Below are 14,723 nucleotides of genomic sequence, written 5' to 3' on the forward strand. Positions count from 1 at the left end.
ATCACAATGAATTTAGGAAATACAATGACAGAAGCAATTCAATACATTAATGGTGAGTGGCAAGCGGGCACCGGCCCTATTTTCAATTCGATTAACCCCGCCAATGACATTCGCATATGGCAAGGTGCTTCAGCATGTGCAGACTTAATTGATGTCGCTGTTAAGTCGGCGCGTCATGCATTTTTAGATTGGTCAGATATGACCTTCGACGCACGTATTTCTATCATTACCCGCTTCGCTGAATTGTTAAAAGAGAATACCGATCACCTCGCTGCAATTATTGCTCAGGAAACGGGTAAAGCACTGTGGGAAAGTAAAACTGAAATCGGTGCAATGGTGGGTAAAATTGCCATTTCGGTCAAGGCCTACAATGAACGTACGGGTTCAGTGACCAATGACATTCCGGGGGCAACTGCAAAATTACGTCACAAACCACATGGTGTCGTAGCGATATTTGGTCCTTATAATTTCCCAGGCCACCTACCAAATGGACATATTGTGCCAGCGCTTATTGCTGGCAATACCGTAGTATTTAAGCCATCGGACTTAACACCGTTAGTCGCCGAAGAAACCGTTCGCCTTTGGCAACAAGCGGGGCTACCTGCAGGTGTACTAAATCTTGTGCAGGGCAAGGTCGAAACCGGAAAGGCTTTGGCGTCTCATATCGGTATCGACGGCTTGTTTTTTACCGGCAGCTCAGCCACTGGACATTTGTTACACGAGCAGTTTGCGGGCTACCCAGGTAAAATTTTGGCATTGGAAATGGGTGGCAATAACCCGCTTATCGTTAAAGATGTGAAAAACATCGACGCTGCCGTTCATGACATTATTCAATCGGCATTTGTTACGACGGGACAGCGCTGTACCTGTGCTCGCAGATTGTTTGTTGAAAAAAGTGCCAATGGCGATGCGATTTTAGCCAAGCTAATTGACGCTACAAATAACATCAAAATTGACGACCCATTCGCCGAACATCAACCTTTTTTTGGTTCAATGATTTCAAAACAAGCCGCTGCAGGGATGGCAATTGCCCAGCAGAAAATTGTTGAACTTGGTGGTAAAGTATTAGTTGAATTGCAGCACACAAATACGGATACCGGCTTTGTAACCCCAGGGATCATCGACGTTACACATGCCAATCCACTGCCAGATGTAGAACACTTTGGACCACTTTTAAAAGTATATCGTTATACTCAATTTGACCAAGCCATTAATGAAGCGAATAATACGTCGTTTGGATTGTCAGCCGGTTTTATTGGTGATTCGCAAGATGATTACGATCTGTTTTTCAAACACATTCGAGCTGGTATTGTAAATTGGAATAAACCGACCACAGGTGCGTCAAGTGCAGCGCCATTTGGTGGTATAGGTGCCAGTGGCAACCACAGAGCGAGTGCTTACTACGCTGCTGACTACTGTGCCTACCCAGTCGCATCGGTAGAAGCAACAGAAGTGAGTTTACCGGCAACCTTGTCGCCAGGCTTATCTATTTAACCTAATTTAGCTAATTAATATTTCCGGATTTAAGGACACACACATGCATAACAACGTGAACGAACTCTTTGACAATTTGTGGCAGAACTACCTAACCGTTACACCTTCAGCCAATAAAATTCATCAATTACTTGGTTCAACACAGCAAGACGACATTGTTAATGACCATATTGCGTTACGTACGTTTAACCTACCTAAAGTTGGTTTAGATAAACTCGCGGCACACTTTGAAGCTGTAGGCTATAAAGAATGCGGTGAATACCATTTCGACGCAAAATGTTTATACGCTAAGCACTTTGAACACTCAGATCCAAACCAACCAAAAGTATTCATCTCTGAACTGCTCGTAGAAAAGTTCTCAGCGCCTTTGCAACAAGTGATAAAAACGCTTGTAGATAACATTGATGCGTCAGCTGTCACCGCCGATAACTTCTTATATTCGGGCCGCCATTGGGAGCTAGATTCTGCAACTTACGATATGCTGTTAGATGAAAGTGAATATGCTGCTTGGACCGCTGCTTGGGGTTATCGTGCAAATCACTTTACGGTGAACGTAAATACCTTAAAGGACTTCGATACTCTTGAGTCGGTCAACGACAAATTGAAGGCCGCTGGTTTCCCACTGAATACAACGGGTGGTGAAATAAAAGGTTCTGCTGAGGTGTTATTGGAACAATCAGCCACGCTTGCGGATGACGCTACTGTTGAATTTACCGACGGTAACAAAACCATTCCGAGTTGTTTCTACGAATTTGCACTGCGATATGAAATGCCAAACGGTAAACTTTATACCGGTTTTGTCGCAGCTTCTGCTGACAAAATTTTTGAAAGTACAAACGCACGCTAGAATGATAAATCGGGCTTTACCTTGTAAAGCCCGATTTAACTTATGGCATCGTGCTTTGTTGTTCGAAGCCTTATTTTTTGTTCCCCTCTTTTTCAATGAGCCTTTTTTTAGAACAGCCCTTTTTATTCAAGCAGTTGTTTATTAAATGGCTTTTTTTGGGTTTTCTTAAAAGCCTAAACCTATTCCACAAAAATGCATTTCAGGCAAAAAAAACAATTTATCTTGAGCCTAATAAACGTCAAAAAATTTGGCTGTTAACTGGATTGGCATTCGCTAGAAACAAAATCCATTTGCGCATTTGCACATAAAGCCAGACAATACGTTAAATTGTGAGCCAAGTTCAAATATTTGGCTCTGCCATATTCGACCTTTGCCCAAAATGGAAATCCAATGTTAGACAGTTGCAGCGCGCCAAGTTTGCTCCCCGTTAATGATGCCTTAGCTAAATTACAATCCGCAGTTCAGTCGGTAACCTCAACTATTAAAATCAATATTGATGACAGCGACGGCAGAATATTAAGTGAAGATGTTGTTGCTACCGTTAATGTCCCGCCGGTAAACAACTCCGCAATGGATGGATATGCGGTAAACTTAGTTGACTTAAGCTCTGACAAACCAAAACATTCCAGCAACATAAACTTAGTAGTTGTGGGTGCAGCAATGGCGGGAAATCCTTATACCGGGCGGATAAATCAAGGCGAATGCATCCGAATAATGACGGGCGCGCCGGTACCTACTGAGTGTAATGCAGTCGTTATGCAGGAAAATGTCGTTCGCCAAGATGATGTTATAACGCTTTCAAAAGTACCTGTTTTACACGACAACATTCGCTTTTGTGGCGAAGACATTAAAACCGGTGAAACGCTATTTTCTGCCGGCCATAAAATTCGCAGTGTCGACATTGGTATGATGGCCTCACTCGGAATTGCCAACGTGACTGTTTTTCAACCGTTAACCGTTGCGGTATTTTCCACAGGTGATGAACTCAAATTACCTGGCGAAACGTTGAATGTCGGCGATATATACGACTCAAATAGACAAACCGTAAAAGCCATGCTCAAACGTTTAAATGTCGACGTTATTGACCTTGGTGTTATTCCTGACAATATTGAGGCGATTAAAAATGCCTTTATCAAGGCCGATCAGGACGCCGACGCTATTATTAGCTCGGGTGGCGTATCCGTTGGCGACGCGGATTTTACCAAAGATGTTTTATCTGAAATTGGCGACATCAACTTTTGGAAAGTCGCAATGAAACCAGGTAAACCATTTGCCTTTGGCCTGTTACCAAACAGCGTATTTTTTGGCTTACCGGGCAACCCCGTTTCCGCCACCGTCACCTTTGATATCCTAGTTGCGCCGACCATTATCAAAATGATGGGGGCCTTGCCAACCTCTAATATGGAGCTCACCGCAACCACACTTACGGCGCTAAAAAAACGCCCTGGTCGAGCTGACTTCCAACGCGGAGTCGCGTCAGTTAATCAACAAGGTCAACTAGAAGTCACGGCGCTAAATTCACAGGGTTCCGGCATTTTATCGTCTATGTGTAATGCTAATTGCTACATTTTGCTAACTCAAAATGACGGCCGAATCGAAGCTGGTGCACAGGTGAAGATCAGGATGTTTAATTCCCTACTCGCCTAGCTAAAAATAAGTTTAGCGACATTACCAACTAAGCACTATGTCAAGTCCTGGCTTAAATCGGCATTCAATGCCGGTTTTGCGCTAAAGATTACTAAACATTAATTGCTGAAAATTATGTCTATCAACTGCGCTTAATTTGATCAAAAAAAACTTAATGCCACCGGTGGCAATTAAACTAAGTTTACGTTAAAATCCGGCCATAATTTTAATTATCAGATTGGAGCCCTCTATGAAAATCGCTTTAATGAATGAATTTAGCCAAGCGGCAAAGAACCCTATAGTACTAACGCAACTTGAAGAAGTCGCACAACAACAAAACCATCAAGTATTTAACGTTGGTATGGACGGCGATAACGACCACAGATTGACTTACATTCACCTTGGTATCATTGCCAGCTTATTGTTAAACAGTAAAGCCGTAGACTTTGTCGTGACCGGTTGTGGTACAGGTCAAGGTGCCCTAATGGCAACAAACGCATTTCCAGGTGTGGCGTGTGGATATTGTATTGACCCTTCAGATGCGTATCTTTTTGCCCAAATTAATAACGGCAATGCCCTTGCCCTGCCTTTTGCTAAAGGATTTGGATGGGGTGCTGAACTTAATATTAAATACATTTTTGAAAAAGCGTTTTCTGGCGAAAAAGGTCAAGGTTACCCTGCTGAGCGGAAAGAGTCTCAAGTGGCCAATGCTGGAATTTTGTCTCAGCTTAAATCTGCCGTTGCAAAAGATTACCTTGATGCACTAGAAGCCATTGACCCTGAGCTAATTAAACAAGCGATTGGCGGACCTCGTTTCCAAGCGTGTTTCTTTGAAAACTGTAAAGATGAGCAAATAGCGCAATTTGTTCAAGCGAGACTGTAACTACCAGCAAGTTTACATGTAACGATACCCTGATGATGTTGTTGGTGTTTTTGTTGTGGTATTGCCGACCTTCAAGTCTGCATTTGTTATGACATAACTCAATGGCTAATCCTTTAAGGAGAGAAAATTACTTAGGTAATTCCTCTCCTTTTTTTTGCTCAGTTAAACATTTGAATAACTAAAAATGGCTTTATCAAATTCATCAACAAGGTTATTTGACCCCATCACGACAGGGACTCGCTGATGCAAACTTGTCGGTGGTAATGCCATTATCCGTTTACCGTTGGCCGTTGCTTTACCGCCAGCTTTTTCAATTAACATTGCAAGCGGGTTTGCTTCATATAATAAACGGATCTTTCCGTTCTCATTGCCAGCACGGGCATCGCTTGGATAATGAAAAACACCGCCTTTTATCAAAATTCGGTTAATGTCTCCGACCATGGCGCCGTTGTACCTCATAGTCACGTCTTTATAGTCATCAGACGAATACAATACTTGGTCAAAGTAGTGTTGCACACCTTCCTGCCAATAACGGTAGTTAGCCATGTTTGCGGAAAACTCCATGCTATCTTGCGACAACGTCACTTCTGGCACCGTAAGTAAGTATCCACCATGGGTTAGATCCAGCGTATAACCTCTTGTCGGGCCTCCCGTTGTCATCATCAGATAGGTTGAAGGGCCATACAAAACATAGCCCGCACAAACCTGTTCAGTGCCTAATTGCGCAAATTGCTCTGGACTGTTTGCCGCAACATCATCCCTCGCCCTATAGATGGTAAATATGGTGCCTATTTGACCATTTATATCGATATTTGACGACCCATCTAATGGGTCAAAGGCGACAATATAAGGAGCGGTCGAATGAACAGGCACTACAAATTCTTCTTCTTCCGACGCAATTGACCGCACTGAATCATCGTCGCTTAACATGTCCTTTAATAATTGGTTTGCCAATACATCGAGCTTTTTCTGTACCTCACCTTGAATATTTTCATCCAAGGTCGAACCTAATACGCCAGATAATTCGCCTTGGCTCACGCGAAATGCAATTTCTTTGGTTGCCGCTAATATCGTGCGGATAAGTAAAATAAGGTCGAGTTCAACTCCGTCTCTTTTTAATGTAGGGATCAGTCTTTCCATGTTTATTGCCACCTATTGAGACAATTAAGGTCAACAAAGCTTTGCTCAAGTCGAGTTGTCATACTTTGCTCAACGCGGCGTAACCATTGCCTAGGATCGTAGTATTTTTTATTCGGTTTATCATCCCCATCAGGGTTGCCAATTTGGCTTTGTAAATATTCTTCATATTGCTGATAATAATTGAGAATACCCATCCAAGCGGCCCATTGAGTATCAGTATCAATATTCATTTTCACTACGCCATACTCAATCGACTCAGCAATTAACTCCGGCTCAGATCCTGAGCCACCATGGAATACAAAATTGAGCGGGTTGTGTGCTAAGTTGTATTCATGTTCTACAAAGGATTGTGAGTCGCGAAGAATTTTAGGCGTGAGCTTAACGTTACCGGGTTTATAAACTCCATGCACATTGCCAAATGACGCGGCAATAATAAAGTTGTCCGATATTGCACTGAGTTTTTTATAGGCGTAGGCCACATCTTGCGGTTGCGTGTATAAATCAGAAACATCTAACGATGAGTTATCAACGCCGTCTTCCTCACCGCCGGTACATCCGAGTTCAATTTCTAGCGTCATACCGATTGCGCTCATGCGTTTTAAATATCGTTGGCAAGTGTCGATATTGTCTTCGAGTGATTCTTCAGATAAATCGATCATGTGTGAGCTAAACAGCGGCTTGCCGGTTTGTTCAAAATGTCGTTCACCTGCATCGAGTAATCCATCTATCCAGGGCAATAAATTGCGAGCTGCATGGTCGGTATGCAAAATAACAGGTACACCATATAACGGGGCAACTTGCTGAACATAATGGGCGGCGGCGATTGCACCTATGATTGAAGGTTGATGCCCTTCTAATCCAATCCCTTTGCCACAAAAAAAACTCGCCCCGCCGTGCGAGAGTTGCACGATTACCGGCGAACTTACGTTAGCTGCCGTTTCTAACGTCGCATTTATCGAATTGGTTCCGGTCACATTGACGGCTGGGATGGCGTATCGGTTTTGTTTTGCGTCGGCAAATAATTGCGATACGTTTTTGCCAAAAACTACCCCTGCTGGAATGTTGGGTATGTGTTCTTTTGCCATAATATCACCTCCTCTAGACACCAACTTGTTGGCAGGCTTGAGTGACTTTATGCCATTCATTTGCAACAACCCACTTTGTGTCAGCAACCCAAGTTCCCCCCACTGCAAAGCAATTGCCAAGCGACAAGTAGTCAGCTTTGTTAGCTTGGTTAACACCACCAGTTGGGCAAAAATAAGTGTCTGAAAACAATCCCGACATCGCTGCGATAAATTTAGCGCCGCCGGCCAACGAAGCGGGAAACAACTTAAGCTCTTTGAAGCCAAACTCTCGTGCAGTGAGAATGTCGGCTACATTTGCCACGCCGGGCAACACGGGTACACCACATTCAGCTAATTGAGCACCTAAACTCGGTGTAATCGCCGGCGTCACAATAAAGTCTGCTCCAGCATTAATTGCTCTTTTTAGTGAGTCAGTGCAAACAACGGTTCCCGCCCCGACAATCATGTCTGGAAACGCTTTTTTTATTGCAATCATTGCTTGCAGTGACGCTTCTGTGCGAAGAACAACCTCGACCAGATGGATGCCGCCTGCGCGCATCGCTTTTGCTACTTGGACGCCTTGTTCTACTGTTTCGGCTTGAATAATAGGCAAAAGCACTTGCTCAGCCATTAATGAACGAAATGATCTCATGTGTGTACCTGTTTTTTTGTGTGTGTTTTGTGTGTGTGATTGTGTTTCAGCTTTCACTGTTTGACTTGCCAATCTAGGCAGGTCGGTAATCATTGATGAGTCGAAAAGCCCAGAGCGATTGAGCTGAAGAATCATCGAGCTAAAGAACTATCAACAAATGCTTCCTAGTTATTGATTGACCTTAAACTTGTCAAACTCATGGGATTTAAGATGTTGCTTTAAATAATCAGACAAGCTTTCTAAACTTTGCTTTGGCTGCCATTTATTATTAAAAACCCATGACGCCAATGTCGGATGTTCTTCTGTTAATACATCGCTGGTTCTAAAGTTTGACTCTAGCCATGGATAGTCATTGTCAGACGTATTGTTTTCAAAAAAGTAACGTTGACCATAGAGATTCGCACGCTCTTTATTTTTGTTGTTATATCGTTTTCTAAATATTGGTTTGTCTGCCATGTTTTTTGAAAACGTCGAATTTAGTAAATAAAACTGGGCATCATAATGATGTCGAGCTAACCAAAAGCCAGGGATGCCGTCAAACTTACTGTCGCTCACAACAAGCTTGTAATTGGGGTCTAGTTCTCCGTCATGCCAAATCGTGGCGGCTTGTTTTTGATTATAAAATGTCGAATTTTCAATAAGCGCCGTTCCGCGCGGACAGACAAAATCCACATGACCTTCAAAATAACAGTGGGAGTGATAATATTGACCATGTTTATTCCACAGACTCAAGGTGTCGGCTCCACCGGCAATAACATTGCAGTTATGCGTTATGATCCTGTCGCTGAGTTCAAAACCTCGAACCGCAAATTGATGTTCATGATCACCTGTGACTAAACCATATTCATTAATAATCGATAAGTTCACTAACGTGACGTCAGAGGCGTTTATATTGACCGTCGCCGCCCCCCAATCAGATGGGTGTGTTTCGCGCCAGGTTGAACGTAAAACAGAGGTTTTTATTATGGTATTTTTTGCTGACTGCCCAACTAAAGCTATCTTATTTCGGGTTATAAATATCCGTTCGTTGTAAATGCCATCTTCAATAAAGATCACAGTTTGAAGGGCTTTTGAACTGTCATCTATTGCGCTTTGAATACTTTGATAAGCTTGGTTCTTACCCACTATCAACAATTCAGTGTCACCAGATAATGGCTCAGAACCATAAGGCGTTGACGCTACAAGTGAGGAAAATAAGCCAATACTAAACAGCAAAAGATACGTGACTGTCACTATAACTTTATTCATCACCAACCTCTTTATAACGCAAGTTGGGTTAAATTAAGTGGCACTATTGCGCCTTTTTGTTGAATGACTTGGCCAGCCACTTTATTGCCTAATTCACCACATCGCCCAACAGGTTTATTAGTTAACCAACCAGCCAAAAAACCCGCATTAAACGAATCTCCAGCTGCGGTGGTGTCAATCACATTTTCAATTGGCGTTGTCGGGATATGAAGGGTTTCTCGTTTGTGCGTGTGATAACAGCCATTAGCACCGTCTTTTAACACTAAATGTGGAATTTGATGGGTTAATAGGCGTTCACGACAAACTTCAATATTGGCATCACCCCATAACAATTGCTCATCGTCGAAGGTAATTAAAGCCAAATCAGCAATAGGGTAAACGAGGTTATAAAACATTTGAGCGGTTTGTTTATCGGCCCAGAGCTTTGGTCGGTAATTGCCGTCAAAAATTATTTTGGCACCTTGTTGTTTTAATGCTTTAAGAGCATCTATGAGTTGAAATTTGTCTTTGTCTGGCAATATCGCTAAAGATATCCCAGACAAAAATAGCGTGTCATATTCACTTAGCTTTTCAAAAACGGCCGTTAAGTCTTTGTGCCGCATCAAATACCGAGCAGCGGAGTCGTTACGCCAATATTGGAATGTACGCTCGCCACTGTTGTCGTTTTCAATCATGTACAAACCAACTTGACGCTTTGGGTCAATCAATACCAAAGTGGTATCGATGCCAACATCTTGCCAGCGACCAATAATCGCCTGGCTTAACCCATCTTCGCCCATTGCTGTGACATAACTCACTAAGCCAGTATTTGGTAAAATTGTCTTTAGGTATAACGCGGTATTGAGCGTATCGCCGCCAAAACTTTGTTGCATTGTACCTAATGCACGGCCGGATATTTCAGCCATACATTCACCGATAATGGCAAGTTTAAACTCGCTCATTACAGCGTCACTCCTTTCTTCCAAATAGCAACTTCGCGTATTTCATTAAGTTCGTTTTTCACCTGCTCGCCATTACAAGCTCTAACTAACAGGTCGATAAATTCAGCTAACAAATCTTCCATACTGGTATCGGTAACTAAGCGGCCGGCGTCAAAGTCAATCCAGTGGCGTTTTTTGGTTGCCATTTCACTGTTTGTTGCAATTTTTAAGGTAGGAACCCAACCACCATAAGGTGTGCCGCGACCTGTGGTAAACAACACCATATGACAACCACTCGCTGCTAAAGCACTCGTTGCGATAGCATCATTGCCTGGGGCATCAAGTAGGTTTAGACCTGGTTGAGTCATGATCTCGCCATATTTTAAAACGGCTTGAACCGGACTTAAGCCCGCTTTTTGAGTACAACCCAAAGACTTATCTTCTAACGTGGTTATACCGCCATTTTTATTGCCCGGTGACGGGTTTTCATAAATAGGTTGATTGTGATCTTTGTAATACCGTTTAAAGCCATTCACCATTCCAACTAAGTCATTGAAGGTTTCTTCGTCTTTGCAGCGCGACATTAAAATGGTTTCTGCACCAAACATTTCTGGAACTTCGGTTAATACGGTTGTGCCGCCGCGGGTAATTAGAAAGTCCGAAAACTGACCTAACAATGGATTTGCTGTGATGCCCGATAGCCCATCACTGCCGCCACATTCGAGTCCAAATTTAACTTCTGACAAACGTCCTTTTTCACGTTTATCGTGCTGCATTTTAAGATAAATCTGTTCCATCATGTCGACGCCAGCTTCCACTTCGTCTTCCACCATTTGGGTAACCAAAAATTTCACCCGGTCTTTGTCATAATCACCAAGTCCATCTTCGAAAACCACAACCTGATTGTTTTCACAGCCAAGGCCTACGACTAATGCGCCACCGCAATTGGGGTGTTTTGCCATATTTTGCAGTAATACCCGAGTTGTTTCTAAGTCATCACCGAGTTGCGAACAACCAAATTGATGTGGAAATGCAAACACACCGTCGATTGCCAAATCTTTGTGCCGACGGGTAAATTCTTTCACCATTTGGGCGGTCATGCCATTAACACAGCCGACGGTAGGGATAAGCCATAGCTCATTTCTTATGGCGACATCGCCATTGGCACGACGATAAATTTGCACTTCTGGCGAGTCGTCAGCAGCAAAGTTTGAGGTGATGTTTTCAGGCTGGTATCGATATTCCAATTCATCTTTTAAATTTGTTTTCACATTATCCGTGTGAACCCACTGACCTGCCGCTATTGGTGATATTGCATGACCTATTGGCGCGCCATATTTAATAACAGCTTCATCAACGGCGATATCGATAAGTGCAACTTTGTGGCCTTTTTCAATATCGCTAATTGGCGTTACTGATGTCTCGCCATCATGATACGTTTGGCCCTTAACCAACGGGGCCAACGCTATTGCGACTGTGTCAGTCGCGTGCAAACGGATAATATGTTTCATTTGTTCTACTTCCAAATCACGTGTTAAAACGTTTAAAAACCGGCTTACGCCTGCAGAGTACGCATTAACTCTACACGGACTCCGCTGTTTAAAAATGCCGCTAAACTTGACGTAACAGCGAGTGTTAACCCTTCCACGTCGTTTAGGTTTTGCTCCCAGTGCCAACTTGCACCTAGGACACTTTCTACCACCTGTTGCGTTGTCATCGTTCCTTCGGAGTGTTGTTGCCAAACATCAGCAAATAACGCCATCCACTGTGGTGAGTCGCTTAATTCAATTACTTGACCGTCACGCGTCCCGCGATACATTAATATCTGTGCGGCAATCGCCTGAGCCATCAAAGTTGGTACTTGTTGATGTTTTTCTACAAATGTCAGTAACTGCGGCAAAATTCGGGTATGGAATTTGGTCATACTGTTAAGAGAGATCGACAGCAACAAATGATGGATATACGGATTGCGGAAACGTTTAATCACGTCGTTAGCAAATTGTACCAATTCATCTTTAGGTAAATTCAGTGTCGGTATGATTTCGTCAAACATCAATTTTTCGACATAGTGGGTAAACAAGTTATCATCCATTGCTTCGCCAACGGCTTCAATTCCTGCCATATAGGCAAGTGGCACTAGTGCCGTATGCGCCCCGTTTAAAATAGCAACTTTACGTTGTTTGTACGGGTAAATATCGTCGACCACTTTGATGTTCAGACTGGTGTTTTTTAAACACAAAACATCTTCTAACTCTTTTGGACCTTGGATCACGAAAAAGTGAAAGTACTCAGACGTCACCATAAAGTTGTCTAGATAACCAAGTTTTGTCTGTAGTGCGTCGTGTTCAGAGCGTGGAAAGCCAGTAACAATTCGGTCAACCAACGTGGAGCAAAAATGGTTAGAATCGTTAATCCAGGCGATAAACTGCTCGTCTAACTGCCATAACTGACAATATTGCATTACAATTTCTTTTAGTTTTTCACCATTATAGTCAATTAATTCACATGGGATGATCATCAAGCCAGCATCGGCTGAACCGTTAAAGTGATTAAATCGTTTGTACAACCACTGTGTTAATTTTCCAGGGAATGCTTTTGCTGGTGCATCGCCAAGCTTGTCTGTATCAATAAATTCTATACCAGCTTCAGTAGTATTTGAAAAAATAACTTTTAACGTTTCACATTCCGCCAGCGCCATGTATTTATCGAATTCTTTATAGACCGGAATTTCTTCATTTACGCATTCAATAATATCAACTTGTTCGGTGGCTTCACCCGACTCATCAATGCCGCGAACAAGCGTGGTGTAAAGTCCATCTTGAGTGTTAAGAAGAGGCAAAGCATCGTAATCGATTGGACGAATAATGCTGATCCCAGCGTTTAGCCCACTTTCTTTGTTTAAGTGGTTAATTTGCCAGTCGATAAAAGCCCTTAAAAAATTGCCTTCGCCAAACTGCATAATTTTGGTTGGATAGCGCTTAGAAGCGTGGTTTTGTCGATTTAACTGTTTCATTATTTGTCCGATTTGTTACGTATTTTTTCTAACATTACGATATTTTGCCACCGGTGGCAACTTTTTAATTGACATTTTGCCACCGGTAGCAAAGAATACTAATTCATCAATTTTAAGAGCAATGTCTCATTATAAACCTTGCTCCTTTATTAACGAACAATATGTAGGTGTCAGATGGTCAATTCGTTTTTTAGCTTAGCAGGTAAAACCGCACTCGTTACAGGTGCAAGCCGTGGACTGGGTCAGCAAATTGCAATAGGACTTGCACAGCATGGTGCAAACGTTATTTGCAGTAGCAGTCGCCAAGGTGGTTGTGCCGAAACAGTTAACCAGATCATTCAAACTGGCCAACAAGCATATGAAATTAGTGCCGATTTATCAGATAGCCAATCGGTAAAAGGTTTAGCAAAACAGGCATTAGAACACGCGACTAACGTCGACATTTTAGTTAACGTTGGTGGCACGATATTTCGTAGCCCTGCTGTCGATTATCCATTGTCAGAATGGCATAAAGTGATGGCCGTCAACTTAGATGCGAGTTTTCTATTAGCCCAGGAACTTGCCCCAGCTATGATGAAAAAAGGGATTGGTAAAATAGTGAATATTGCGTCAATGTTATCTTACTCAGGTGGTATTACCGTCCCTGCTTACACTGCCAGCAAACACGCGGTTGCAGGGCTAACAAAAGCGTTAGCCAATGAGTGGGGGATTAACAACATTCAGGTCAACGCAATAGCGCCGGGTTATTTTAGAACTGACAATACACAAGCGATACAGGACGATCCGGTACGTAACAAAGAAATTGAGAATCGGATCCCTGCAGGCCGCTGGGGCAACCCAGAAGATTTAGTGGGGGCTGCGGTCTTTTTATCCTCTGATGCCAGTAACTATGTAAATGGTCATATTCTCGCAGTAGATGGTGGTTGGTTGGCCCGTTAAATCAACATCGTTATACATACGAATACGCTATAGAAAAGGTTTAGACATGACACAAACAAAATTTGAAAACCGTTATGCCATTGGTCCAAATGAAGTAAAAGGTTTTGATACCGCGCAATTACGTGATGCCTTTTTGGCCGCAAATTTAATGCAAAACGACACCGTCAATTGGATTTATACTCACTATGAACGCTATATGGTGGGTGGAGCAGTGCCTGTTAACGAGACACTAACGTTAGCAACATTAGATGCGCTGAAGGCGGAGTTTTTCTTGTCCCGTCGCGAGCTGGGCATTATTAATGTTGGCGGCAAAGGGACGGTAACCGCCGATGGCGAAGCCTTTGAATTAAATTACAAAGACTCACTTTATTTGGGCAGTGGTAATAGGCACGTTACGTTTCAAAGTTCGGATGCCGCGAATCCTGCTCGATTTTATTTAAACTCCGCACCAGCCCATCATTCTTACTCTAATAAAAAGGTCGAATTTGGTGGTGGAAAACAACTCCAAATGGGCAGTTTAAAGACCAGTAATGAGCGCGACATTAATCAATCTATGATCAACTCTGTAGTTGAAACTTGTCAGCTACAAATGGGCATAACCTGCTTAAAAGAAGGCAGTGTATGGAATACGATGCCAGCGCACCAACATGACAGACGCAATGAAGTGTATTTCTATTTTGAAGTACAACCAGAACAGGCTATTTGTCACTTCATGGGTGAGCCAACCGAAACAAGGCACATTTGGGTTCATAACGAACAGGCGGTGATTTCTCCACCTTGGTCTATTCATTCAGGCTGCGGCACTCAAAATTACAGTTTTATTTGGGGTATGGCAGGTGAAAACCTCGATTACAGTGACATGGATTTCCATGCCCCAGACACATTAAGATAACCAAG

The 14,723-nt window shown here is 42.8% G+C and carries 13 protein-coding genes; 6 read left to right on the top strand and 7 right to left on the bottom strand.

Features of this window, described 5'->3' with window-relative positions; translation table 11 throughout:
* Positions 1-24: 24 nt before the first annotated feature.
* From astD to KO525_RS16830, 4 genes are all read left to right on the top strand, one after another.
* Positions 25-1,494, top strand: a complete 1,470-nt coding sequence (gene astD, locus KO525_RS16815) for a succinylglutamate-semialdehyde dehydrogenase (RefSeq protein ID WP_215965000.1) — start codon at positions 25-27, stop codon at positions 1,492-1,494.
* 43 nt (positions 1,495-1,537) lie between these two features.
* Positions 1,538-2,341 carry a DUF1338 domain-containing protein gene (locus tag KO525_RS16820; protein WP_215965001.1) on the top strand — a complete coding sequence of 268 codons (804 nt, stop codon included), beginning with the start codon at positions 1,538-1,540 and terminating at the stop codon, positions 2,339-2,341.
* A gap of 390 nt (positions 2,342-2,731) precedes the next feature.
* A complete protein-coding gene (gene glp / locus KO525_RS16825) occupies positions 2,732-3,988 on the top strand; it encodes a gephyrin-like molybdotransferase Glp (RefSeq protein ID WP_215965002.1) in 1,257 nt (418 codons plus the stop codon).
* A 229-nt stretch (positions 3,989-4,217) separates the two neighbouring features.
* Positions 4,218-4,850 (top strand): RpiB/LacA/LacB family sugar-phosphate isomerase, encoded by a 633-nt coding sequence (locus tag KO525_RS16830; RefSeq protein ID WP_215965003.1) that lies wholly within the window; start codon positions 4,218-4,220, stop codon positions 4,848-4,850.
* A 162-nt stretch (positions 4,851-5,012) separates the two neighbouring features.
* Here the strand turns inward: KO525_RS16830 and KO525_RS16835 are convergent, their stop codons facing one another.
* The 7 genes from KO525_RS16835 to KO525_RS16865 all read right to left on the bottom strand — a co-directional run bounded on the left by KO525_RS16835 (position 5,013) and on the right by KO525_RS16865 (position 12,887).
* Entirely contained in the window at positions 5,013-5,990 is a 978-nt protein-coding gene (locus tag KO525_RS16835; RefSeq protein WP_215965004.1) for a class 1 fructose-bisphosphatase, read from the bottom strand.
* Between the two features lie 2 nt (positions 5,991-5,992).
* Positions 5,993-7,075 (bottom strand): class II fructose-bisphosphate aldolase, encoded by a 1,083-nt coding sequence (gene fbaA / locus KO525_RS16840; RefSeq protein ID WP_215965005.1) that lies wholly within the window; start codon positions 7,073-7,075, stop codon positions 5,993-5,995.
* Between the two features lie 13 nt (positions 7,076-7,088).
* Positions 7,089-7,706: a bifunctional 4-hydroxy-2-oxoglutarate aldolase/2-dehydro-3-deoxy-phosphogluconate aldolase gene (gene eda / locus KO525_RS16845; protein WP_215965006.1), complete on the bottom strand. Its 618-nt coding sequence runs from the start codon at positions 7,704-7,706 to the stop codon at positions 7,089-7,091.
* A gap of 168 nt (positions 7,707-7,874) precedes the next feature.
* Positions 7,875-8,954 (bottom strand): pectinesterase family protein, encoded by a 1,080-nt coding sequence (locus KO525_RS16850; RefSeq protein ID WP_215965007.1) that lies wholly within the window; start codon positions 8,952-8,954, stop codon positions 7,875-7,877.
* Positions 8,955-8,965: 11 nt separating this feature from the next.
* Complete coding sequence (locus tag KO525_RS16855) at positions 8,966-9,895, bottom strand: sugar kinase (protein ID WP_215965008.1); 930 nt, start codon at positions 9,893-9,895, stop codon at positions 8,966-8,968.
* Complete coding sequence (locus KO525_RS16860) at positions 9,895-11,385, bottom strand: UxaA family hydrolase (RefSeq protein ID WP_215965009.1); 1,491 nt, start codon at positions 11,383-11,385, stop codon at positions 9,895-9,897. The genes KO525_RS16855 and KO525_RS16860 overlap by 1 nt, the downstream gene beginning before the upstream one ends.
* Before the next feature lie 44 nt (positions 11,386-11,429).
* Positions 11,430-12,887: a tagaturonate reductase gene (locus KO525_RS16865; RefSeq protein WP_215965010.1), complete on the bottom strand. Its 1,458-nt coding sequence runs from the start codon at positions 12,885-12,887 to the stop codon at positions 11,430-11,432.
* A gap of 174 nt (positions 12,888-13,061) precedes the next feature.
* Between KO525_RS16865 and KO525_RS16870 the strand changes: the two genes are divergently transcribed.
* The gene (locus KO525_RS16870; RefSeq protein ID WP_215965011.1) at positions 13,062-13,826 is read left to right on the top strand and encodes a glucose 1-dehydrogenase; all 765 of its coding nucleotides are present in this window, start codon (positions 13,062-13,064) and stop codon (positions 13,824-13,826) included.
* A 46-nt stretch (positions 13,827-13,872) separates the two neighbouring features.
* Positions 13,873-14,718, top strand: a complete 846-nt coding sequence (kduI, locus tag KO525_RS16875; protein WP_215965012.1) for a 5-dehydro-4-deoxy-D-glucuronate isomerase — start codon at positions 13,873-13,875, stop codon at positions 14,716-14,718.
* Positions 14,719-14,723 lie beyond the last annotated feature (5 nt).

It is taken from the genome of Psychrosphaera sp. B3R10, from assembly GCF_018861025.1.
GTDB classification, from domain to species: domain Bacteria; phylum Pseudomonadota; class Gammaproteobacteria; order Enterobacterales; family Alteromonadaceae; genus Psychrosphaera; species Psychrosphaera algicola.

Bases quoted from the DNA above. Each gene is read 5' to 3' on its own strand.
- fbaA (WP_215965005.1), bottom strand. From the start codon at position 7,075: ATGGCAAAAGAACACATACCCAACATTCCAGCAGGGGTAGTTTTTGGC.
- kduI (WP_215965012.1), top strand. From the start codon at position 13,873: ATGACACAAACAAAATTTGAAAACCGTTATGCCATTGGTCCAAATGAA.
- KO525_RS16870 (WP_215965011.1), top strand. From the start codon at position 13,062: ATGGTCAATTCGTTTTTTAGCTTAGCAGGTAAAACCGCACTCGTTACA.
- glp (WP_215965002.1), top strand. From the start codon at position 2,732: ATGTTAGACAGTTGCAGCGCGCCAAGTTTGCTCCCCGTTAATGATGCC.
- eda (WP_215965006.1), bottom strand. From the start codon at position 7,706: ATGAGATCATTTCGTTCATTAATGGCTGAGCAAGTGCTTTTGCCTATT.
- KO525_RS16820 (WP_215965001.1), top strand. From the start codon at position 1,538: ATGCATAACAACGTGAACGAACTCTTTGACAATTTGTGGCAGAACTAC.
- KO525_RS16830 (WP_215965003.1), top strand. From the start codon at position 4,218: ATGAAAATCGCTTTAATGAATGAATTTAGCCAAGCGGCAAAGAACCCT.
- KO525_RS16835 (WP_215965004.1), bottom strand. From the start codon at position 5,990: ATGGAAAGACTGATCCCTACATTAAAAAGAGACGGAGTTGAACTCGAC.
- KO525_RS16850 (WP_215965007.1), bottom strand. From the start codon at position 8,954: ATGAATAAAGTTATAGTGACAGTCACGTATCTTTTGCTGTTTAGTATT.
- KO525_RS16860 (WP_215965009.1), bottom strand. From the start codon at position 11,385: ATGAAACATATTATCCGTTTGCACGCGACTGACACAGTCGCAATAGCG.
- KO525_RS16855 (WP_215965008.1), bottom strand. From the start codon at position 9,895: ATGAGCGAGTTTAAACTTGCCATTATCGGTGAATGTATGGCTGAAATA.
- KO525_RS16865 (WP_215965010.1), bottom strand. From the start codon at position 12,887: ATGAAACAGTTAAATCGACAAAACCACGCTTCTAAGCGCTATCCAACC.
- astD (WP_215965000.1), top strand. From the start codon at position 25: ATGACAGAAGCAATTCAATACATTAATGGTGAGTGGCAAGCGGGCACC.